The sequence below is a fragment of the Ensifer sp. ENS08 genome, assembly GCF_014852195.1.
Taxonomy (GTDB): domain Bacteria; phylum Pseudomonadota; class Alphaproteobacteria; order Rhizobiales; family Rhizobiaceae; genus Ensifer; species Ensifer adhaerens.
Genome location: NZ_JACVBF010000021.1, coordinates 113,327 through 135,166 on the forward strand (window position 1 = coordinate 113,327; position 21,840 = coordinate 135,166).

The window sequence follows — 21,840 nt, forward strand, 5'->3', positions numbered from 1 at the left end:
AACATCGGGAACAGAACCATGTCAGACACCACTTCCTCATCCTCCCGCATCGGCAGGGTCGGCGGGCTCTTGATGCTCGCGCTGGCGATTGCCTATGGCATCGGCGGCAGCCAGATCGAATATGCCTTCGCCTCGGACCCGCTCGGTCCACGCGTCGTGCCGGTGCTGCTCGCCATCACCCTCTCGGTGCTTTGCCTCTTCTACCTGAAAAGCCCCGGAACGACCGAAGCCTTTCCGCAGGGGCGGCTTCTCGTGAAGATCATTGCAGTACCGCTCCTGCTTCTTGCATCGGCACTGCTTCTGGAGCCCGCCGGCTTCGCCGCCTCGATCTTCCTGCTGACCTTCGGCGTCGGCTGGATCTTCGGCGCGCCGCTGCGTCTCGCGCTGATTGGCGGCGTCGGGCAAGCCGCCCTCTGGTGGTTCGTCTTTTCCTACCTGCTCGACGTCTATCTGCCCGCCGGCCGGCTGTTTGGCTGATCCGCCGGTTATGGAGTGATCTCAATGAATCTCGATTATCTCTGGAACGGTTTTACCGTCGCCCTCACCCTGCAGAACCTGCTCATCGGTCTTGCAGGCTGCTTCATCGGCACCCTGGTCGGCGCGCTACCGGCGATCGGGCCGATCAACGGCATCGCGCTGCTGATCCCGATCGCCTATACGATGGGCCTGCCGGCCGAAAGCACCATGATCCTGCTCGCCGCCGTCTATTGCGGGGCCGAATATGGCGGCCGCATTTCCTCGATCCTTCTGAACGTGCCGGGCGATGCCGGCGCGGTCATGACGGCGCTCGACGGCAACCCGATGGCCCGCCAGGGCCGCGCCGGCGAAGCGTTGATGCTCTCCGGCCTCTCCTCCTTCGTCGGCGGGGTCTTCGGCGCCGTCGGGCTGGCGCTGTTCGCACCGCTGCTTGCGGGCCTCGCCATCGGCTTCGGCCCGGCCGAATACTTCGTGCTGATGGTGTTCGCCTTCGCGACCCTCGGTTCCATGGTCGGTAGCCAGCCGGTAAAGACGCTGATCGGCTGCACGCTCGGCCTGATGCTTGCGACCGTCGGGCTCGACGCCACCTCCGGCGCCTATCGCTTCACCTTCAACGAGCCGGAACTCGGCGACGGCATCGAATTCGTCGTGCTGGTCATCGGTCTCTTCTCGGTATCCGAGGCGCTGCTGATCCTCGAACACCAGGCAAGCGGCGTCACGGTCATCCGCGAACTCGGCCGCATGACCGCCCGCCTCGACGATATCCGCAAATCGATCGGTGCCACGCTGCGTGGTTCGGTCATCGGCTTCATCGTTGGCGTGTTGCCGGGCACCGGCGCATCGGTTTCGAGCGCCGTTTCCTACACCACGGAGAAGCGCATCTCCGACAGCGAAGGCACCTTCGGCAAGGGCGACGTACGAGGTCTCACTGCCCCTGAGGCTGCCAACAACGCCACCGCCTGCGGCGCCTTCGTACCGATGCTGACGCTCGGCGTGCCCGGCTCCGGCACGACCGCCGTCATGCTCGGCGCATTGATGCTCTACAACATCCAGCCGGGTCCGATGCTGATTACCGAGCGGCCGGAAGTGGTCGGCGGTCTCGTCGCATCGCTCTTCATCGGCAACGTACTCTTGCTTCTCCTCAACCTGCCGCTCGTCAACATCTTCGCCCGCGTCTTGACGGTACCGAACTGGCTGCTGGTTCCGGGCATCCTCGTGCTGTCGGTTGTCGGCGTCTATTCCACCCACGCCTCGGTTTTCTCGATCCTCCTGATGCTCGGCATCGGCATCATCGGCTGGCTGCTTCGAAAGGCCGGCTTCGACATGGCGCCGATCATCCTCGGTTTCGTGCTCGGCCATGTGATGGAGGTGAACCTGCGCAATGCGCTGGCGATCAGCGGCGGCGATATCTCGATCCTGTTCCAGAGCAAGATCTCGATCATTCTCTGGATCCTGGCGGGCGCCATGGCCGTGATGCCACTCGTCGCCGGCTGGAGGCGGACGAAGGTCGTCAAGACCGCCACCAGCTAGCTGATCCCTCTCTCTGTCGGCTGCTTGGACAGCGGCGCGCGAGCCCATGGCGGCGCGCCGCTGTCGTCGTTTTGAGCGGCATTCAGACTATAAATCTAATATAGACTTTTATGTCTACGCGTGATTTAAGGATTGCTATCGAGGAAGAGGAACGCCGTGACCCCAGAACTCCGCCCCTATTGCCTGGTCTGCGACGCGATCGCCTTGCTGTTCCAGCCCTATGCCGAGGTCGTGCTGCACGATCTGGCGACTGAAACCGTCGTCCATATCGCTGGCAACTTCTCCAAGCGCGAGATCGGTGAAGCTTCGCTGCTGAGCGAAATCGGGTTCAGCCAAGGCGAAGCGATCATCGGCCCCTACGAGAAGGTCAATTGGGACGGACGCTCGATCAAGGCGATCAGCGCCGTGCTGCGAAACGCGGACGGCAAGGCGATCGGCGTGCTCTGCATCAATGCCGATGTCTCCGACTTTCATGCGGCACTCAGGACGCTCAACGCGCTCGTCCGCGTTCCCGTCGACGCGGACAAGCCCGAGAGCCTGTTCAAGGAAGACTGGCACGAGCGCGTCAACGAATATGTCCAGCAATGGACCGTGGCGCGCGGGCTGACAGTCTCGAGCCTGAGCCGCAACGACAAGCAGGCGCTGGTGATCGCCCTTTCTGCTGATGGCGCCTTCGGCGGCAAGAATGCCGCCTCCTACATCTCGCGCATCCTCGGCATGGGCCGGGCGACCGTCTACAAATATCTGAGCCAGGGGAGCGCGCCATGATCGTCATCGATCGAGAAAGGCTGGCCGAGCTGCCGTTGCTGACGCTCGCGGCACCGGCCATCCGCGACGCCTATATCGCCGTCACCGACGGTCGCGCCAATCTGCCGCCGGTCGGCTATCTGCCGCTTCCCGGTCGGAATGCGGATTGCCACATCAAATACGGCTACATCGAAGGCGATCCGATCTTCGTCGTGAAGATCGCCTCCGGCTTCTACGACAATCCGGCCAAGGGACTGCCGTCGAGCACCGGCATGATGGTTGCGGTCTCCGCAGAGACCGGCGACGTGGTGGCCGTGCTCGACGACAAGGGTCTCCTCACCGATCTTCGCACCGGTCTCGGCGGTGCGATCGCGACCACGGCGCTCTGGCGCAAGGACGCCTGCTCGATCGGGATCGTCGGCGCCGGCACGCAGGCGCGCATCCAGATCCGGGCGCTCGCCTCCCTCTCGAATCGTCCATTGCGGTTCACGGTCTGGGGGCGATCAATGGAACGGGCGAACGCCGTGCTTGCCGACCTCGCGGACCTCGGCCTTCCCATCGCTGCGACAACCGATCTCGAAGCGCTCTGCCGCCAGTCCGATGCGATCGTAACCACGACGCCATCGAAGGAGCCGCTGATCCGATCGGCCTGGATCGGGCCTGGCACCCATATCACCGCCATGGGCGCGGACGCACCCGGCAAGCAGGAGCTCGAAACTGCCCTCGTTGCCCGCGCCGACCGCCTCTTTGTCGATCTCGCCGAGCAATGCCTGGACCACGGGGAATTTTCTGCAGCGGATCGGGCCGTGGTGATCCAGGAGGAACGCTGTGTCGCCCTCGGCGCGGTCCTTTCCGGTGCGGCCGAAGGTCGACGTTCGGACAACGACATCACCATCGCCGACCTGACAGGGATCGCGACGCAGGACATCGCCATTGCCCGCACGGTGCTCGATGAACTCGGCTTGCTCGGCCGTTCGCAAGGAACAACCGCATGACCAAAGACGTCTTCGAAACGGCCGCGCGCGCTGTCCGCGCACGCCAGCGCATCCGCCCCTTCATCTACGAGACGCCACTGATCCCGTCGCGCGCGATCGGTCCGCAGACAGCCTCGACGGTACTGTTGAAGGCGGAAAACCTGCAGCTGACCGGCTCCTTCAAGATCCGGGGGGCTGCGAGCAAGATGACCTCGCTGCCAAGGGACCAGCAGGTGATCACTGCCTCCTCCGGCAATCACGGCATCGGTTCTGCCCATGCGGCAAGCGCGATCGGCCAGAAGCTGACGGTGGTGCTGCCCGAGATTGTCAAGCCGGCGAAGCTGGAGCGCATCCGCGCCTACGGCGTCGAGGTCGTCCTTCACGGTTCCGAAACCGGGCTTGCCGAACAGCATGCGCAGCAGCTGGCCGCGACCGAAAAGCTCGGCTACGTCTCGCCCTACAACGACCCGGAAATCATCGCCGGCCAGGGCACGATCGCACTTGAACTCCTTGAGCAAGGCGAACGCATCGACAATGTCTTCATCGCCATGGGCGGCGGCGGACTGATCAGCGGCATCGGCTCGGTGCTGAAGAGTTTCCGCCCGCATACTCGCGTCATCGGCGTGTCCGCTGCAAATTCGGCAGCGCTTGCGGCCTCGATAAGGGCCGGCCGGGTGGTCGAAACCGAACACCTCGAAACGCTCGCCGATGCCGTTGCCGGCGGTCTCGACGAAGACAGCGTGACCCTCCCATTGTCGATGGCCGTGGTCGATGAGGTCGTGACCTGCTCGGAAGCAGAGATCGCGGCCGCAATGCGGGACCTGCTGCTCGACGAGCATATGCTGGTAGAGGGGGCGGCAGCTCTCGCACTTGCCGGCTTCCGGCAGATCGCGGCGAGGTGCACCGGCCAGACCAACGTCATCCTGCTTTGTGGCGGCAATGTCGACGGCGCCAGCGCGCTGCCTTCGTTGCTGGGCTAGAGACGCCGCTGCATGGCGCTGCCCCGCCTCGCCTCGCCTCGCCTCTAGAGGCTGACGCGCTCCACGTAGTAGCGCGGGATCTTCACCCGGTCCCGGTCGCGGTAGAAGTCGATGCAGAAGTCGACGAAGGCCTTGAACCGCTTCGAGACGTGCCGGCGGCGCGAATAGATGAGGTTGATCGCCGTCTGCGGCGAGCGCCAGTCCGATAGCACCGGCTCCAGCAGGCCGGCTTGCCGCTCGGTCTCGACGAAAAAGTCGGGCAGATAGGCGATGCCCTCACCGGCGACGGCGAAATACTTGATCGTCCAGTAGTCGTTGGTTGTGCAGGTCGCCGTCGGCAGCAGGTCCACCTCGTCTTCGCCTGGCTGTGTCAGATACCAGGACTGCAGCCGCGTCGGCTGGCGGAAGACGAGGCCGCGGTGGCCGGCAAGCGCATCCGGATTATCCGGCTGGCCATGGCGGGCGATGTATTGCGGGCTGGCGAAGAGGCCATAAGACGAGACCGAAAGTCTGCGGCTGATGTAGTCGACATCGGACGGCTCGCCCCAATGGAAGATACCGTCGAGCGCCTGTTCGGTGACGTCGGAGAATGGCTGGCGCGAGGACAGGAACACAACGTCGAGATTGACCTGCGGATATTGCTGGCGAAAGGCATAGAGCAGTTCCGAGGTGATCGTCGTGCCGAACTCGCCGGTCGAGCCCACGCGCAGGGTGCCCGCCACCTCCTGGCGCATCTCCGCCATCGCCGTTGCCGCATCGTCGCAATTCGACTGAATGAGCCGGGCGTAGCGCAGGAACTCCGCGCCCGCGTCGGTCACATGCAACTGATGACCCTCGCGCACGAAGAGCTCGATGCCGAACTCATCCTCCAATTGCCGGATCTTGTGGCTGAGTGTTGATTTCGGCAGGCGATGGCGCCTGGAAGCCGCTGAAATCGAACGGGAATCCGCAACTTTCACGAAACAGTCTATGAGCGAAAGATCCATATTTCGTCCAAAATCTTGCACGATATGTCCAGAGGATAGCCTATTTCGGCCCATTGTGTAAACGACTGGGAATTGGGAATATTCACTGGAGCTAAGGGAGAAGAGGTTCCAGTGAGCGATATCAGAGAATTCATTCGCGCCGCATCCGGCACCGGCGGCAAGGCAACGTTGGCGATCCGCGGCGGTCGCCTGGTCAACGTCGTTTCGGAAGAGATCTATCAGGCCGACGTCGCGATCTATGGCGAACGCATCATCGCCGTCGGCGACATCACCGACTATATCGGGCCAGAGACCAGGATCGTCGATGCCACCGGCAAATACCTGGCACCCGGCATGATCGACGGGCATCTGCATGTCGAATGCTCGAAGATGTCGCTGACGAGCTTTGCCAAGGCCGTCGTGCCGCTCGGCACCACCTCGATCGTCACCGGCCTCGACCAGATCATCGTCGTCGGCGGCCCGGCCGCGGCGCGCGAGTTCCTCGACGAGGCAAAACAGACGCCACTCAAGGTCTTCTGGGGCGCGCCGTGCAAGACGCCCTACACCATGCCGCGCTCGACCGTCGGCCACTATTTCAGCCCGGCCGACCACCAGGCGACGCACCACTGGCCGGAATGCGTCGGCATATGGGAAACCGTGCGCGAGTTCATCCAGGAGGAGGACGCCGACGTGCTCGCGGCGCTCGAACTCGCCGAAAAGAGCCGCCTGCCGGTTCTCGGCTGCTGCCCGATGACCCGTGGCGCGCGGCTCAACGGCTACCAGCAGTCCGGCGTTCGCGCCGACCACGAGAGCTACACGCCGGAAGAAATGCTCGAAAAGCTGCGCGCCGGCATGCATGTCGTTGTACGAGAATCCTCGATCTCGCACTTCCTCGCCGACAACCTGCGCATCGTCACGGAAATGGGCGTTAAGGCGCTGCGCCGCATCAGCTTCTGCACCGATGACGTGGTAGCAAGCGACATCCTCAAGCGCGGCCATCTCGACAACATGGTGCGCATGGCGATCGCCATGGGCATTTCGCCGATGGCGGCGATCCAGATGGCGACGATCAACGGCGCCGATGCGCTCCGCATCGACGACAAGGTCGGCTCGATCTCGCCCGGCCGCGCGGCCGACATCCTGCTCGTCGACGACCTGCGCAACTTCACCATCGAAACCGTCGTCGCCAAGGGTGAAGTCGTCGCCCGCAACGGCAAGATGGCGATCGAACTGATCCCGCCGCAGCGCAGCGTCGCACTTCTGAACTCGGTGAAGGTCGCGCCGCTTCAGCCCGGCGATCTCAAGGTCGCCTATCACGGCGCCGGCGAGACGGCAGACGCCATGGCGATCGCCGTCACCCCGGAAAAGATCTTCGTGCGCACTCGCCGCGACGTGACGCTTGCGGTCAAGGACGGCCAGGTGCTCGCAGATCCCGCACGGGACGTGCAATACGTCACCGTCGTCGAACGCTACGGCAAGACGAGCAACCGTCCGGTCGCCTTTGCGTCGGGCTTCGGCCTCAAGCAAGGCGCGATCGCCAGCTCCACTGCGCCCGATGACAACAACATCATCTGCATCGGCGCCGATCTCGAGGATATGCGTATCGCCATCAACCACCTGATCGCCAACCATGGTGGCCAGGTCGTGGTCAGGAACGGCAAGGTCGAGGCCTTCCTGCACCTGCCGATCGGCGGCATCGTTTCCGACATCGAGCCGGCCGAGATGGCAGCGCTGGAAGACCAGCTCGACGACGCGGCCCGCGCCCTCGGCTGCCCGCTGCCCTGGCCCTTCATGTACATGTTCGTGTTGCAGATCACGGCGATCCCGGAATATGCGATCACCGATCTCGGTGTCGTCGACTGCGTCGGGCTGAAGGTGATCTCGCCGTTTTCGCCCGCCGGCGGGGACGAGCGCGCCGTCGCTGCGGAATGATGCCTTGGAAGGGGGCCGGTCATGCCGGCCCCCTTCTTCGTTCAAAAAAGGGGAACAAGATGAACTATCAGAACAAGTCCGTGGAGGCGGCACCAAGCCCGGAGACATCCTGGCTCGCAGCGCTGCTCGACCGCTACTTCCAGATTTCGCGGCTCGGCTCGACCATCCGCACCGAGATCCTCGCAGGACTCACCACCTTCCTCGCCGCCTCCTACGTCATCGTCGTCAATCCCTCGATCCTGGCGCATGCCGGCATTCCATTTTCGGCCGGCGTGACGGCGACGGTGCTCGTCAGCTTCATCGGCAGCTGCGCCATGGGGCTCTATGCGCGTAGCCCCATTCTGGTGGCGCCGGGCATGGGCATCAACGCGCTCTTTGCCTACACCATGGTGGTCGGCGCCAAGGTGCCGCTCGAGGTCGCGCTTGGCTGCGTCTTCTGGGCCGGCGTGCTCTTTACCGTCATGGCGTTCTTCAATCTGCGCCAGACGATCATCGAGGCGATCCCTGTCGATCTGCGCTATGGCATCGCCTGCGGTATCGGCCTCTTCATCGCGCTGATCGGCCTGGAAAACGCCAAGTTCATCGTCGCCAACCCCGACACGATCGTTGGTCTCACGCAGTTCAACCCGGTCACCCTCACCTTCATCGCCGGCTTCGTGCTCACGGTGGCGCTGGTGGTGCGGCGGGTTCCGGGCGCGATGATGGCCGGCATGATCCTCACCACTATTCTCTCGATCCCGATCGGTCGCTGGTGGGGCGACGGCAGCGCGTTTTGGCCGGAGACGCCGGATGTGCACACGCTGGTCAACTGGAGCGGTTTCTCCGCTGCACCGGATTTCAGCTTCGTCGGCCAGATCGATCTCCTGGGCGCGCTGAACCTGATCTACCTGCCCTTCATCTTTGTCTTCCTGTTCACCAACTTCATCGAGGCGCTCTCGACCTTCCTTGGCCTCGCGGAAGCGGCAGACCTCAAGGATGAAAACGGCATGCCGCGCAACATCCGGGAATCGATGCATGTCGACGCCATCGCGGCACTGATTTCCGCACCGCTCGGCACCAGCCCGGCGACCGTCTATCTCGAATCCGGCGCCGGCATCCAGCAGGGTGGACGCACCGGTCTCGTCGCGCTGGTCGCGGGTCTGCTCTTCGTGCCCTTCCTGTTTTTGTCGCCGCTGCTTTCTCTGGTGCCGGCGGTTGCGACCGCCCCGGTGCTGATCCTCACCGGCCTCTTCATGTCCGAGCCTATCAGCAACATCCGCTGGAGCGCGCTCGACGAGGCGATCCCGGCCTTCCTTGCGATCGTATTGATCCCGCTCACCTTCTCGATCACGCTCGGCCTGTCGCTCGCGATCATCGCCTATGTGCTGATCAAGCTGGTCTGCGGCCGGGCTGGCGATGTAAGACCGGTCATGTGGTTCGTGGCACTGCTCGCCGCAGCGCTCGTCGCCCAGACCCAGTAACCGCCAGAAAATCCGACGGCGCCCTTAATGCAAGGGCGCCGACATCGCCCATCCGAAGGAAACAGTCATGCTTCAATCCTGGTCGAAGACCGCACCCGAACTGGTCGACGTCGCCATGGGCCGCAAGCCCGCCGATCTCGTGATCCGCAACGGCAAATGGGTCAACGTCTACTCCGGCGAAATCATCCCCGGCACCGATATCGCCGTCAAAGCCGGCCGCTTCGCCTATGTCGGTCCGGATGCCAGCCACACGATCGGCGAAGGCACCAAGGTCGTCGACGCCGCCGGGCGCTATCTTGTTCCCGGCCTCTGCGACGCGCACATGCATGTGGAGAGCGGCCTCGTCACCGTTACCGAATTTGCCCGCGCGGTCATTCCGCACGGCACCACCACCATGTTCATCGACCCGCACGAGATCGCCAATGTGCTCGGCCTCGACGGCGTCCGGCTGATGAACGAAGAAGCCCAGAGTCTGCCGATCAACGTGTTGGTCCAGGTACCGAGCTGCGTGCCGAGCGCCCCGGGTCTTGAAACTGCCGGCGCCGAGCTTTCAGCACAGGATGTCGCCGAGGCGCTTGCCTGGCCGAACGTCATCGGTCTCGGCGAGATGATGAATTTCCCCGGCGTTGCCGGAAACGATCCGAAGATGATTGCCGAGATCGCCGCCACCCAGGATGCGCGGCTGACCGTCGGCGGGCACTATGCCTCGCCGCATCTCGGCCGCGAGTTCCACGCCTATGCCGCCGGCGGACCGGCCGACGACCATGAAGGCACGACGGTCGACGACGCGATCGCCCGTGTGCGCCAGGGCATGCGCGCCATGTTGCGCCTCGGCTCCGCCTGGTACGACGTTGCCGCGCAGATCAAGGCCGTCACCGAATCCGGCCTCGACCCGCGCAACTTCCTGCTCTGCACCGACGATAGCCACTCCGGCACGCTGGTGCACGACGGACACATGAACCGCGTCGTGCGCCATGCCATCGCTCAAGGTCTGAAACCCGTGACCGCGATCCAGATGGCGACGCTCAACACCGCCCAGCATTTCGGCCTGGAGCGCGAAATCGGCTCGATCGCACCGGGTCGCCGGGCAGACCTGATCGTCACCTCGGACCTCGCCGCGCTGCCGATCGAAATGGTCTTTGCCCGCGGCGAGCTGATGGCCGAGAACGGCACACTCGCGCGCGATATCCCGGTCTATGTCTACCCGGAAAGCGCCCACAACACCGTCCACCTTGGCCGGTTACTGGCCGCAGCGGATTTCGACATCCCATCCAACGCACGGGCGACGCGCGCGCGGGTCAACGTCATCGGCGTCGTCGAAAACCAGGCGCCGACGCGGGCGCTTCAGGCCGAGGTGGCGATCGAGAACGGCCTCGTGCAGATGGACCGGGCCAACGACGTCTGCCAGATCGCGCTCGTCGAGCGCCACCGCGGCACCGGCGACGTGGTCAACGCCTTCGTCTCCGGCTTCGGCTATGACAGCGATTGCGCCATGGCGAGCACGGTCGCCCATGACAGCCACCATATGATCGTGGTCGGCACGAACAAGGCGGACATGGCCAAGGCCGCCAACCGCCTGCACGAGGTCGGCGGCGGCATCGTCGTCATCAAGGAAGGCCGCGAACTGGCCCTGGTCGAGCTGCCCGTCGCCGGCCTGATGTCGGATCAGCGAGCGGAGATCGTCGCCGAGAAAGCGGCCGCCATCGTCGAGGCCATGCGCGCCTGTGGCTGCCGGCTGAACAACGCCTATATGCAGCACTCGCTGCTGGCGCTCGTCGTCATTCCGGAACTGCGAATTTCCGACAAGGGCCTGATCGACGTCCGGACCTTCCAGAAGACCGACGTGATTCTGAGCACGCACTGAGCTTAATAGCGATTGGCCACCGGCAACCCGGTGGCCAACCCGCCCGTGGTTCTTAATTCCGGGTGATCGCGGGATGGGTCAAGCCACATAATCCCCTGAAAACTTCCTTTATGGTTAACCGATACTTAAGCGGAGCCCAACGGCCCCGTTGCCCAGGCGTATCTGCCGTTTGCTTAACCGCGACCGGCCGCAGTAGACGCCCGAAACCCCTGCTGATATGGCGTCCCACAATGGGACATGCGTGTAGGCGGAGCCGAAACGCCCACAGCTGTTCCGCCCCAAATTGCATGCAATGATGGCAAATGATACAAGAGGAAGCTTATATACAACCGTGTGGGGCAAAGAATATCGAGCAGCGCTCGCCATGCTCCGAAGCGAGGTTTCCACAGGTAAGATCGCAGGCAGCCTATTGGCATTGACCCGGGCGGGCGACGCGGTAGCTTTGCAGAAGGACGAGCCGAACCGGAGCGCCGCTGGAGCGGGCTTTTATATTCTTCCGGCGCGTTCGAAACAGAGAGGGAAAGGCAAGCATGCCGGACACTGATGCAACCTTGTCTGCTTCAGCTTCAGTGCAGGATCCCGTTGCGGCTCATATGGACGAGGTTCTCTCGTTCTATGACGAGGCCTTTCATCTGACCAGCGCCTCGCCGGCGCTGCAGGAAACCTACGAAGTCGGCACGCTTGTCGATGCCACACTGTGGCATCTCTATCCCGAATTGCTTGCGCCCGTTTCCAAGGCGGCGGTGGAATCCGTCATCGCTTACGGCGTGCCGCGCAGCGTCGAGGTGGTCGACGCCGCCACCAAGTCGCGGCGCACGCTGCTCGTCTTTCGCGCCATGCGCGGCATCGGCGTGCTCGAAACGAGCGGCCGCGCGACCCGCCGCGAGATCGGCAGCCATGGCGAAAGCGAACGTGCGCTGCTGTTGCACCAGGCGACCCACGACGTGCTGACGGGCCTGCCCAACCGACGGCAGTTCAGCGACGACCTGCAGAGCATCCTGCCGACATCCGGCGAGAAGCTGGCGCTGATGCAGATCGACCTCGATGATTTCAAGCCGGTCAACGACACACTCGGCCACGGCGCCGGCGACGCCGTCCTCAAGATGGCGGCCGAGCGCATTCGCGGCGCCCTTCGCGACGGCGAAGTCGCCTATCGCCTGGCCGGCGACGAATTCGCCGTCATCCAGCGTCAAAGCGACCAGCCGGCGGACGCCGAGTATCTCGCCGAGGCACTGATCGAGGCGTTCAGCGAACCTTTCACGATCGACGGCATCTCCGTCTTCGTCGGCGCCAGCATCGGCATTGCCATTGCGCCGAACGACGGAAACGACATCGAGCAACTGATGAAGGCGGCGGACATTGCGCTCTATGCCGCCAAGAAGGATGGACGAGGCCGGGCAAAGACCTTCAGCCGTTCCATGCTGATCGTGCTGGAACAGCGCGAGATGCTGCGCCGCAGTCTGCGCACCGCGCTGCAGGACAAGCAGTTTTCAATCGAATACCAGCCGCTCGTCGAGCCGCCATTTTCGATCGTCGGCTTCGAGGCGCTGGTGCGCTGGCATCATCCGCTGGTCGGCACGATCCCGCCCAACGTCTTCATCCCGATGGCGGAAGCCGACGGCCTGATGAACGAGATCGGCCAATGGGTGCTGGAGGAGGCCTGCCGGCAGGCTGCCACCTGGCCGTCGCATTTCACCGTCGCCGTCAACCTGTCGCCGGCGGAGTTCCTGCGCGAGGGCCTGACGGACCGAATCGCCCAGGCGCTCGACATGGCGGGCCTGAGGGCCGACCGGCTGGAGCTGGAAGTTACCGAATCGGTGCTGCTTGAACGCACGACCAACAATCTCGACACGCTGAACACCCTCAACGTGCTCGGCATCCAGATCTCGCTCGACGATTTCGGCACTTTCTATTCGTCGCTCAGCTACCTCAAGAACTTCCCCTTCGATACGATCAAGATCGACCGCTATTTCATCAAGGATCTGGAGAGCGACGAAAAGAGCCAGACGATCGTCCGCTCGATCATCGCCCTTGCCCACGGTCTCGGCATGCGCGTGACCGCCGAGGGCGTCGAGACGATCGGGCAGGCCGTCTGGCTTCGAAAAGAGGGTTGCGACCGTCTGCAGGGTTATTTCCTGGGCATGCCCATGCCGGCGGACGCGATCGGCGCCTATCTTCGCCGCTCATCGGCAATGGCGACGCTGTAGCCCCCCGCATCTGTGCGTTGCGCCCGATATGGCGCGAGGCAATACCTGGGTTGTCTTCATGCAAGATCCCGGGGTTGCGTGGTTAGAAATCATTATAGAAAGTGGCGTATGGCCGTGGCAGAGTTCGGGGTGCGGAGGACATTGCTGCATGGGTGCTAGTGTCAATAAGACCACGGAAACGGCTTTCGAGCCGCTGCTTCAGTTCGATATGGAGATGGAAGATTTCCTTTCGGACTGGCACCATTGCGATCATGTCTCGAGCTACCTCGCCCGGATGATCAGCCACAACAGGACCGATCCGGTACGGCATTCCAACTTCTTTTCCTCCGCCCTCAACGAGCTTCTGGAGGTTTCGTTTCGCGGCGGCACCACCGACGGAAAGATCGGCCTGTCGATCTATCGCCAAGGCGCCACGGAACGGGTTCAACTGAGCTTTCCATGCCCACCTGGTCAGGCGCGCTTCTATCGCGAGGCTGTCTCGAAAACCCGTGAAAGCGATGCCCAGGCCCGCTATCTCGACGCCATTTCCAACGACCTTGCCCCCAGCCGGGAATCGGTGCTTCTGGACCTGGCGGTCAACTATGACGCCCGCCTCCGGCTTGACGAGGATGCGGCTCCGGCCATCACCCTGATCGTGGATCTTCCTCTTGAAGGAATGGTGAGTTGATGGCGGCGAGCCTTCCTCAGCGTTTCAAGGTCGACTTCGATCCCAACAGCCAGATCTTCTCGCTTGCCGGAACGATTCGGCCGCGTTCGATCGATGAAATCGCCGAGAGTATCCATGCGCTGAGGGAAGCCATCGATACGGTGCGCGGCGTTCTCTATATCGATGTGAAGCGCCTCATCCAGATGAACAACACGGCCTTCCAGGCCTTCATCCGGGTCGCCCTCGACGCCTGCCGGGAGCGGTCGGACCTGCGCCTGATCGTCATCACGTCAAGCGTCGTCAGCTGGACGACGCGCATGTTCCGGCACCTGAGCACGATCGAGCCGCAGATCTCCGTCGAGGTCTATGATTCGATGTTCTATCCCGGCCAGGACTACTTCGAGGATACGAGCTTCATTCCAATCCTGCGCGCGCAGACGAAATTGACCTGGCGCCACGAGCGCACCATCCTGCCGCGCCACGGCATGCGGCCCGGCATCGCCGTGGCCGACATCTGCTGCGGCATCGGCGATTTCGCCGTGCTCGCGCAGAAGGAGTTCCAGCCGTCGCGGATCGTCGCGCTCGACCACTCGAAGCCGAGCCTCGCCTATGCCCGAAAGGTGGCCGCCGAGTTCGGCGTGACGGGTATCGAATACACCTACGGCGACGCGTCGGAGATGCTGCTTGAGGACAACCAGTTCGACTTCGTGAGTTGCCGCCACTCGCTGCAGGTCTTCAATCAGCCGGAGCTGCTTCTCAAGGAACTCTATCGGATCGTGAAGCCGGGCGGCCGCGTCTACATCACCAACGAGAAGAACTCGCACTGCCTCGGCGAGCCGCGGGCGCAAAGCATCCAATGGACCTACAATGAGCTCGCGCGGCTTTTGAGCAATTTCGAGATAGATGTGGAGTTCGGGCCGAAGAGTCGGCGCTATCTTGCCGACACGGGCTTCGACGACATCCTGGTCGAATCCTTCATGGTCACCAATCTGGACGGTGACCCACAGGATTTCGCCGATATCATCGCCGGCTGGGAGAAGATGTTTGCGGACATGGCGGTGAGGCACGGCGAAACACCCGAATTCATCGAGCGGTTCCGCCAGGGCTTCCGGGATCACATCTTCGCTGCACTGCATCCGAAGGGCTATGCGGGCTGGCCGATCTGGGCAGCGTCCGGGCGCAAACCACTATGAGCGCGAGCAATATCAAACGTCCCCGGTTCGGTTTGAGATCCTTTCGCGCCAAGTTCGTGCTGGTCGTCGGCAGCGCCGTGCTCTTCGACCTCCTGCTGACAGGCGGCCTGGCGCTCTGGAACGTTCAAAGACTGTCGCGCGACGCGACGACGGAAGTCGGACAGGGCCTGCAAAACGCCAACGAAGACTACATGCTCACCTACGCGGAATCGACGGCCGCGCGGGTTAATCTTCTGCTCGGCCAGGTTCACGCCGACGTCGCCACGCTCGCGGGCGTAATCCAGGCGCAGATCGACCGCCCCGTGCGCCGGTCCGACGTCGGTGAGGCACTTGCGCGGCACGCACCGGAGTCCGTTACCGTCACTTACGATGCCAAAGGTGGGTGGGCGCAGAACCTTCCGGGGCCGCTCTCGAGCGTAAGCGTCTGGAGCTATCTCCTTGGCCCCGACCATCGGCCACTACCCGAGGTACAGGCCGATATCGAGAACAGCGCCGTTCTTGATCTGGTTGCCCCCGCCCTGCTTGCGCACGGCCGCTCCAAACTGCAGATGTACTACGTCGGACCAAAAGAACGGCCGATCTTGCGGATGGCGCCCTATGCGGATCAGGCACAGACGTTCGACCGTCTCTACCCCGGCCATAACGAAGCCAACTTCTGGAACTTCTTCTTCCCCGGCCTCTATGAGTCCTGGGAGGAATGGGCGAAGCAACCGAGCCTCAGGCCCGTTGCAGCCGATACCACGCAAACGGCACCTTACACCGATGCCGCCTCGGGCAAACTGATCGTCAGTTTCTTCCAGCCGCTCTGGACGCCCGACCGCAAAGGTGTCGCCGGAGCAACCGGAACCGATATCACGCTCGACCAGCTGGCCGAGGTTGTCGAAAGCGTCAAGGTCGGCGACAGCGGCTTCGGATTTCTGGTGATGTCCGACGGCAACGTGCTTGCCATCAATCCGGTCGGCGAAAAGGTGATCGGCCTGCGGCGGTCCAGCGACACGGGTGGACAAGGCGTCACCGGGTTGGAGCGCTCGCTGCGCCGCAGCGCCCAGCCCGCGATCGCAGAGCTGCCGCTTGGCACCGATGGCGCCATTCAGCGGGTGCTGCTCGATGAGGGTGGTGAGAAGGTCCCCTATCTCATTCTCCTCAAGCAGCTCGAGCCGGAGAACCTCTGGGTTTCCGGCCCGGTGCGCCGCGAGACCATGTCGATCGGCATCGTCGTGCCGGAGCGCGAAATCTATGCCTCGCTGTTTGCGGCACAGGCGAGTATCTCTGAAGCGACGAACCGCATCCTCATCTATCAGATCCTGGCCCTGCTCGCTTCGCTGCTGTTCGTCACGCTCGCCGTGTTCGGCATCTCCAAGCGGGTCACCCGCGGCATCAGCGCGCTCGCCGGAGCGGCAACCAGCATCGAGGCGAAGGACTACTCCGTCCGTGTGCCCATCACGACGCGCGACGAAGTCGGTGAAGCCGCTATCGCGTTCAATAGAATGGCTGAGGAGATCAGCTACCATACCGAGAACCTCGAAAACCTGGTGACCGAACGCACCAAGCAGCTCGAGGACGCCAACCATCAGATTTCGACGCTGAATACCCAACTGCGCAGCGAGAACCTGCGCCTTGGCGCCGAACTCGCCGTCGCCAAGCAGATCCAGATGATGGTGCTGCCGAAGGCCGGCGAGCTCGCGGAAATCGCCGATCTCGAAATCGCCGCCTATATGCGCCCGGCCGACGAGGTGGGCGGCGACTACTACGATGTGCTGCGCGACGGTGAGCGGCTGAAGATCGGCATCGGCGACGTGACCGGTCATGGCCTTGAAAGCGGCGTGCTGATGCTGATGGTGCAGTCGGTCGCAAGGGCCCTGCAGGAAGCCGGCGACATGGACCCGGAGCAGTTTCTCAACCGCCTCAACCGCGCCATCTACAAGAACATCGTGCGCACCAACACTGACAAGCATCTGTCGTTGGCCTTCCTCGACTACGACCACGGCCGCCTGACGCTGTCGGGGCAGCACGAGGAACTGATCGTCGTGCGCAAGGGTGCGGAAATCGAGCGGATCGACACGCTCGACCTCGGCCTGCCGATTGGCCTGGAATCGGACATTTCGCGCTTTGTTGCCACCCGCGAGATCTCGTTCGGCCGCGGCGACATGATCGTGCTGCATACGGACGGCGTGACCGAGGCAGCGAACGCCAAGGGCGAACTGTTTGGCATCGAGCGACTGTGCGAGAGTGCCGGAAAGTTTTACGGACAGAGCGCCGAGGACGTCAAATCGGGTATCATCAACGACCTGATGGCGCATATCGGCAAGCAGAAGATCTACGACGACATCACGCTCGTCGTCATGAGACACAGGTGATCAGATGACCACGCTCTACGGACTGGCGGACCTGACGATCGGCGCCCACCAGAAGATGACCCGGCTGCGTCTTTACGACGGGCCGCTGGATCTCAGCTGGAAGCATTGCGCCATGGCTTCGGATTTCGTCGCCGAACTGGCGGCGCTGCGCTATCGCGCGTCGCGCAACACCTATCGGGAAGTGCGCCACAACATCGGCTACCTCACCAACGAACTGGTCGAGAATGCCGTGAAGTTCCGCGCTTCCGGTTCCGTGGTCGTCGAGGCCGCCCTCGAGGGCCACAGCTTCCGCACGAAAGTGTCGAACGTGATCGACAACGAAGCGGCTGCGCGCTTCCAGGATCTTTTGTCCGAGATCGCCGACGGCGACCCGGGCGACCTGCTCATCGAGCGCATCGAAGCCAACGCAACCGGGCTCGGCAAGAGCGGCTCGGGGCTTGGTCTTTTGACGCTGATGAGCGATTATGGCGTTCGTTTCGCTTGGGTTTTTGGCGCCCAGGGTGACGACGGCGAAACCTCATTGGAGACTTATGCCTCCATTGCGGTCCCAGACCTCTCGAACTGATGAGCCGGTGAACATGGAAAACAAGGACGAAGAAGAGTATCGCGTTTGGTCCGAAGGCAACGATATTCATTTTGAAGGCACGATGCGGCTGCCGGGAACGGAGGCCTATGCCCCGATCTTCTCGACGGTGATGGGCGTTCTGGAGACCGAGCCTGAGCACATCACGATCGACCTCACCGAACTGCAGTTCCTGAACTCGTCCGGGATCAACCTGCTCGCCAAGCTGACGATCGAGGCACGCAACCGCCCGAACGTGCAATTGACGGTGCGCGGAACCTCTGAGATCCCGTGGCAGTCGAAATCGCTGCCGAACCTCAAGAAGCTGCATCCCGGCCTCGATCTCAGGCTCAACTGAGATCACGCGGTGCCGGGACTGGATTCCCGTAGCTAAAGCCTGAGTATCGCGCGCCCGACCGGCGCGCGACCGCGATTCCGCGCGCCAGCCACCGACAAATCCTGTCGCCGAAACCGGCCTCACGACGCTTCGACGCCTTCTTCATTCCCCGTCGTCACGCTTGACTCTGCGAACGCCTCACCCTATTGATCAAATCATCTGATGACTTGATGAGCAGACAATGCAACCGATCAATCGTACCAACCTTGCCGAGAGCGCTGCCGAAAGCCTGCGGGCGGAAATCCTCAGCGGCCGCTGGGCTATCGGCGAACGCATTCCCAACGAGACGGCGCTGACCGAACTTCTGGCGGTGAGCCGCGGAACCGTGCGGGAGGCCGTTCGGGTCCTGATCTCGAAGGGGCTGCTCGACGCCCGCCAGGGCTCCGGCACCTATGTCCGCTCGACGGTCGATAGCTCGGGCGCGCTTGACCGCGTCAAGCGGGCGAGCCTGCGCGACCAATGGGAGGCGCGCGCGGCCCTCGACGTGGAAGCCGCACGCCTGGCGGCGCTGCGACATACGCCCAAGGATCTGGAACATATGAAGCGCCTTCTTCTCGCCCGCGGCACGGTTTCCGATGGCGGGCGTGAGGCCTTCGGACGGCGCGACATCGCCTTTCATCGGTCGATCGTCGAGGCCTCCGGCAACAGGGCCATCGTCGAGCTCTATGACTTTTTCACTTCGGCCATTCTCGAAACCATTCACTCGACGCTGTCGGGCGACCTGCCGGAGCCGGACGACCGGGCGCATGCGGCGATCGTCGAGGCCATTGCGGCCAGTGATCCGGACAAGGCCGCGGCCGCCGTTCGGGCGTTCATGGCCCCCGTCCTCGCTGAACTTGATCGGCTACTTTCCCAATGAACCAGACTTTTCGTGATCCCCACAAAGCCGAAGCCGCCGAACCGCCGGACATCGAAGACCAGCTTATCGATGCCGAGGCCGACAGCCTGCCGGCACCGCAACCACCGGTGCTGAGCCGCAGCGCCCGCATCCTGCTGGGCGTCAGCCTCGTGCTCATCGCCTTCAACCTCAGGCCGCTGTTTTCAAGTCTCTCGGTGCTCCTGCCCGAGGTGATGCAGGCGACCGGCCTTTCCACCGCCAGCGCCAGCGTGCTCACCACCCTGCCGGTGCTCTGTCTCGGCCTTTTCGCGCCGCTTGCGCCGAAGCTCGCCCAACGCTTCGGTGCCGAACGCACGCTTCTCGGGGTGCTCGTCCTGCTGACGCTCGGCACGGGTCTGCGCGGCGTTCAGTCCGTGCCGCTGCTTTTCCTTTCGACATTTGCGGCAGGTGCGGCGATCGCGATCGGCAACGTGCTGCTTCCCGGCCTCGTCAAGCGTGACTTTCCCGACCGCGCCGCGATGATGACGGGCCTCTATACCATGGCGCTGTGCGCCGGTGCTGCCAGCGCCGCCGGCCTGACGCTGACGATCGAACACCATGTGGTCGGCTCCTGGTCCGGCGCGCTCGCGGCCTGGGCGGTACCCGCCCTCATCGTGCTGATGATCTGGGCACCGCAGGCGCTGCGTGGCAAGGCGCAAGCCCGCCACAGCGGCTTCCGCGTCGTCGGCCTCTGGCGCGATCGGCTCGCCTGGCAGGTGACGCTCTTCATGGGTCTGCAATCCGCACTCGCCTATTGCGTCTTCGGCTGGATGGCGCCGATCCTGCGTGAGCGTGGCCTAGATGCCGCAACTGCCGGTGCGGTCGTCTCCGCCTCGATCATGATGCAGGTCGTCACCTGCCTGCTCGTGCCATCCTTCGCCGTAAGGCGCCGCGACCAGCGCGCCGTCTGCGTGGCGCTCGTCGCCGCGGCCGTCATCGCACTGATCGGCATCCTTTTCGCGCCGCTCTCGACGGTGCTCGTCTGGGCTGTTCTGCAAGGGATCGGCCAGGGCGGCCTGATTGCTGCGGCGATGACCCTCATTGTGCTGCGCTCTCCCGATTCGCACGTGGCGGCCCATCTCTCCGGCATGGCCCAGGGCGTCGGCTACGTGCTTGCCGCCATCGGCCCCCTGCTTGTCGGCTTCATCCGCAGCTGGACCGGCAGCTTCGCCGCCAGCGCCGTTCTCTTCATCGCGCTCGGCATCGGCGTGGCGATCATGGGCCTCGGCGCCGGCCGGGCGCTGCATGTCGGCGCACGAACGGTCCGGATAGACGACCGCTAAGACGGACGCGGATGAGCGCCTGCAATGATCCAAAGGGCTCCCCTTCCCAGGCGGAGCCCTTTCTCTCGCTGTCAGCACGCTCGCATCAGGCCGCGGCCACCGCCGCCTGGTAGCGCGGCGCCGGCCGGAAGGTGAGCGCGATCAGGAACGCGCCGAGGCCGATGCCCCAGGAACCGATGTAAAGCCAGGTGTAGCTTGCCAGCGCATCATAGATCAGGCCCCCGGCAATCGGTCCCGTCGCCATGCCAAGGCTGCCAGCCATGGCCGTCCCGCCGATCACCGTCCCCATCATCCGCAAGGGGAAATTCTCGCGGGCAAGCACCGCATAGAGCGGCATGACGCCCGCGTAGATGAAGCCGAACAGGGCGGCGACTGCGTAGAACGAGCCGAGCCCGGCGGCAAAGACATAGGCAAGCGCGCCGAAGGCCTGGGCCAGAAGTCCAAGAACGAGCACACGTTTGGCCCCGAAACGGTCGCCGAGCAGACCGAAGACGACGCGGCCGCCCATGCCGGCAAGACCCTCGACGCTGTAGATCGACACGGCCGCCATGACCGGAATGCCGCAGGTGATCGCGTAGCTCACAGTGTGGAAGATCGGGCCGGAATGGGTGGCGCAGCAGAAGAAGTTGGTCAGAAGCAGGATGATGAAGAGCGGCGATTTCAGCACCTGGCTGGTCGTCATCGACGAATGGGGCTCTTCCCCGGGCGAGGCCGCGGCAGCGCCGTCGGCAAGTGCCGGCGCCTGGCGAACGAGAAACGAGACCGGGATCATGATGACGGCAACGACCAGCGCGATGATCTGCAGAGCGGTTCTCCAGTCGTAGGCGGATACCAGCCAGGCGGCAAAGGGCGACATCGTCATCGGCGCCATGCCCATACCGGCCGAGACGAGCGAGACCGCGAGGCTGCGATGCGTATCGAACCAGCCGGTAACGCAAGCCATCATCGGCGCGAAGATCGCCGCCGTCGCGGTGCCGACCACGACACCGAAAAGGATCTGGAAGGCGATCAGCGAGGTCGTCCAGCTCGCTGCCATGAGGCTGACGGCCAAGAGCACCGAGCCGATGAGCACGATCGGACGCGCGCCCCATCGGTCGGAAAGGCTGCCCCAAGCGATGCTGGCAAATGCCATGGCCAGGAAGCCGATGGTCATGGCGCTCGAAACGCCTGTCACCGACCAGCCGGTGTCGCGCGAAATCGGCAGCAGGAACACCGGAAGCGAAAACATGGCGCCGATCGCCAGGCAGCCGAGCAGCCCGCCCGCCGCCACGATGACCCAACGGTAATGCGAATTGGTCATTGCAAATCTCCTTAAATCCGCCCGGCCCGACGTCCGGCCACGCCGAAAAATTGTGCAACCTGATCGCGCGGCGGACCGTGCCTGGGACA

The 21,840-nt window shown here is 63.6% G+C and carries 18 protein-coding genes; 16 read left to right on the forward strand and 2 right to left on the reverse strand.

Features of this window, described 5'->3' with window-relative positions; all coding sequences use genetic code 11:
* Positions 1 to 18 precede the first annotated feature (18 nt).
* The 5 genes from IB272_RS30710 (at position 19) to IB272_RS30730 (ending at position 4,708) form a co-directional block, all read left to right on the forward strand.
* Positions 19 to 477, forward strand: coding sequence for a tripartite tricarboxylate transporter TctB family protein (locus IB272_RS30710; RefSeq protein WP_113135499.1), 459 nt, complete (start codon positions 19 to 21; stop codon positions 475 to 477).
* Between the two features lie 24 nt (positions 478 to 501).
* Positions 502 to 2,007: a tripartite tricarboxylate transporter permease gene (locus IB272_RS30715; protein ID WP_060529152.1), complete on the forward strand. Its 1,506-nt coding sequence runs from the start codon at positions 502 to 504 to the stop codon at positions 2,005 to 2,007.
* Positions 2,008 to 2,163: 156 nt separating this feature from the next.
* On the forward strand, positions 2,164 to 2,775 hold the full coding sequence (locus IB272_RS30720) for a PAS domain-containing protein (RefSeq protein ID WP_083523682.1): 612 nt from the start codon (positions 2,164 to 2,166) through the stop codon (positions 2,773 to 2,775).
* On the forward strand, positions 2,772 to 3,749 hold the full coding sequence (locus IB272_RS30725) for a hypothetical protein (protein WP_060606183.1): 978 nt from the start codon (positions 2,772 to 2,774) through the stop codon (positions 3,747 to 3,749). The genes IB272_RS30720 and IB272_RS30725 overlap by 4 nt, the downstream gene beginning before the upstream one ends.
* Positions 3,746 to 4,708 (forward strand): pyridoxal-phosphate dependent enzyme, encoded by a 963-nt coding sequence (locus IB272_RS30730; protein WP_060606180.1) that lies wholly within the window; start codon positions 3,746 to 3,748, stop codon positions 4,706 to 4,708. Before IB272_RS30725 ends, IB272_RS30730 begins: the two co-directional genes overlap by 4 nt.
* A gap of 44 nt (positions 4,709 to 4,752) precedes the next feature.
* Here the strand turns inward: IB272_RS30730 and IB272_RS30735 are convergent, their stop codons facing one another.
* On the reverse strand, positions 4,753 to 5,694 hold the full coding sequence (locus IB272_RS30735; RefSeq protein ID WP_060606177.1) for a LysR family transcriptional regulator: 942 nt from the start codon (positions 5,692 to 5,694) through the stop codon (positions 4,753 to 4,755).
* Between the two features lie 111 nt (positions 5,695 to 5,805).
* Between IB272_RS30735 and IB272_RS30740 the strand changes: the two genes are divergently transcribed.
* The 11 genes from IB272_RS30740 to IB272_RS30790 all read left to right on the forward strand — a co-directional run bounded on the left by IB272_RS30740 (position 5,806) and on the right by IB272_RS30790 (position 20,451).
* Positions 5,806 to 7,605 (forward strand): adenine deaminase, encoded by a 1,800-nt coding sequence (locus tag IB272_RS30740; RefSeq protein WP_060606174.1) that lies wholly within the window; start codon positions 5,806 to 5,808, stop codon positions 7,603 to 7,605.
* A 59-nt stretch (positions 7,606 to 7,664) separates the two neighbouring features.
* Entirely contained in the window at positions 7,665 to 9,065 is a 1,401-nt protein-coding gene (locus tag IB272_RS30745; RefSeq protein WP_089043654.1) for an NCS2 family permease, read from the forward strand.
* A 67-nt stretch (positions 9,066 to 9,132) separates the two neighbouring features.
* Complete coding sequence (ade, locus tag IB272_RS30750) at positions 9,133 to 10,929, forward strand: adenine deaminase (RefSeq protein WP_113135498.1); 1,797 nt, start codon at positions 9,133 to 9,135, stop codon at positions 10,927 to 10,929.
* A 530-nt stretch (positions 10,930 to 11,459) separates the two neighbouring features.
* Positions 11,460 to 13,136 carry an EAL domain-containing protein gene (locus IB272_RS30755; RefSeq protein ID WP_060606168.1) on the forward strand — a complete coding sequence of 559 codons (1,677 nt, stop codon included), beginning with the start codon at positions 11,460 to 11,462 and terminating at the stop codon, positions 13,134 to 13,136.
* Positions 13,137 to 13,284: 148 nt separating this feature from the next.
* The gene (locus IB272_RS30760) at positions 13,285 to 13,803 is read left to right on the forward strand and encodes a hypothetical protein (protein ID WP_034790260.1); all 519 of its coding nucleotides are present in this window, start codon (positions 13,285 to 13,287) and stop codon (positions 13,801 to 13,803) included.
* The gene (locus IB272_RS30765; RefSeq protein WP_034790262.1) at positions 13,803 to 14,975 is read left to right on the forward strand and encodes a class I SAM-dependent methyltransferase; all 1,173 of its coding nucleotides are present in this window, start codon (positions 13,803 to 13,805) and stop codon (positions 14,973 to 14,975) included. Before IB272_RS30760 ends, IB272_RS30765 begins: the two co-directional genes overlap by 1 nt.
* Positions 14,972 to 17,332, forward strand: a complete 2,361-nt coding sequence (locus IB272_RS30770) for a SpoIIE family protein phosphatase (protein WP_034790264.1) — start codon at positions 14,972 to 14,974, stop codon at positions 17,330 to 17,332. Before IB272_RS30765 ends, IB272_RS30770 begins: the two co-directional genes overlap by 4 nt.
* Positions 17,333 to 17,336: 4 nt before the next feature.
* Positions 17,337 to 17,897, forward strand: a complete 561-nt coding sequence (locus tag IB272_RS30775) for an ATP-binding protein (protein WP_034790266.1) — start codon at positions 17,337 to 17,339, stop codon at positions 17,895 to 17,897.
* A 13-nt stretch (positions 17,898 to 17,910) separates the two neighbouring features.
* Positions 17,911 to 18,252, forward strand: coding sequence for an STAS domain-containing protein (locus IB272_RS30780; protein ID WP_034790268.1), 342 nt, complete (start codon positions 17,911 to 17,913; stop codon positions 18,250 to 18,252).
* A gap of 220 nt (positions 18,253 to 18,472) precedes the next feature.
* Entirely contained in the window at positions 18,473 to 19,150 is a 678-nt protein-coding gene (locus IB272_RS30785; protein WP_060520000.1) for a FadR/GntR family transcriptional regulator, read from the forward strand.
* Positions 19,147 to 20,451 (forward strand): CynX/NimT family MFS transporter, encoded by a 1,305-nt coding sequence (locus tag IB272_RS30790; protein ID WP_113135497.1) that lies wholly within the window; start codon positions 19,147 to 19,149, stop codon positions 20,449 to 20,451. The genes IB272_RS30785 and IB272_RS30790 overlap by 4 nt, the downstream gene beginning before the upstream one ends.
* Positions 20,452 to 20,536: 85 nt before the next feature.
* On the opposite strand, the gene IB272_RS30795 is transcribed toward IB272_RS30790, so the two are convergent.
* On the reverse strand, positions 20,537 to 21,751 hold the full coding sequence (locus tag IB272_RS30795; RefSeq protein ID WP_113135496.1) for an MFS transporter: 1,215 nt from the start codon (positions 21,749 to 21,751) through the stop codon (positions 20,537 to 20,539).
* Positions 21,752 to 21,840 lie beyond the last annotated feature (89 nt).

Coding starts and splice junctions, on each gene's coding strand:
- IB272_RS30710 (WP_113135499.1), top strand. CDS start 19: ATGTCAGACACCACTTCCTCATCCTCCCGCATCGGCAGGGTCGGCGGG.
- IB272_RS30715 (WP_060529152.1), top strand. CDS start 502: ATGAATCTCGATTATCTCTGGAACGGTTTTACCGTCGCCCTCACCCTG.
- IB272_RS30725 (WP_060606183.1), top strand. CDS start 2,772: ATGATCGTCATCGATCGAGAAAGGCTGGCCGAGCTGCCGTTGCTGACG.
- IB272_RS30730 (WP_060606180.1), top strand. CDS start 3,746: ATGACCAAAGACGTCTTCGAAACGGCCGCGCGCGCTGTCCGCGCACGC.
- IB272_RS30735 (WP_060606177.1), bottom strand. CDS start 5,694: ATGGATCTTTCGCTCATAGACTGTTTCGTGAAAGTTGCGGATTCCCGT.
- IB272_RS30745 (WP_089043654.1), top strand. CDS start 7,665: ATGAACTATCAGAACAAGTCCGTGGAGGCGGCACCAAGCCCGGAGACA.
- ade (WP_113135498.1), top strand. CDS start 9,133: ATGCTTCAATCCTGGTCGAAGACCGCACCCGAACTGGTCGACGTCGCC.
- IB272_RS30755 (WP_060606168.1), top strand. CDS start 11,460: ATGCCGGACACTGATGCAACCTTGTCTGCTTCAGCTTCAGTGCAGGAT.
- IB272_RS30760 (WP_034790260.1), top strand. CDS start 13,285: ATGGGTGCTAGTGTCAATAAGACCACGGAAACGGCTTTCGAGCCGCTG.
- IB272_RS30765 (WP_034790262.1), top strand. CDS start 13,803: ATGGCGGCGAGCCTTCCTCAGCGTTTCAAGGTCGACTTCGATCCCAAC.
- IB272_RS30770 (WP_034790264.1), top strand. CDS start 14,972: ATGAGCGCGAGCAATATCAAACGTCCCCGGTTCGGTTTGAGATCCTTT.
- IB272_RS30775 (WP_034790266.1), top strand. CDS start 17,337: ATGACCACGCTCTACGGACTGGCGGACCTGACGATCGGCGCCCACCAG.
- IB272_RS30780 (WP_034790268.1), top strand. CDS start 17,911: ATGGAAAACAAGGACGAAGAAGAGTATCGCGTTTGGTCCGAAGGCAAC.
- IB272_RS30785 (WP_060520000.1), top strand. CDS start 18,473: ATGCAACCGATCAATCGTACCAACCTTGCCGAGAGCGCTGCCGAAAGC.
- IB272_RS30790 (WP_113135497.1), top strand. CDS start 19,147: ATGAACCAGACTTTTCGTGATCCCCACAAAGCCGAAGCCGCCGAACCG.
- IB272_RS30795 (WP_113135496.1), bottom strand. CDS start 21,751: ATGACCAATTCGCATTACCGTTGGGTCATCGTGGCGGCGGGCGGGCTG.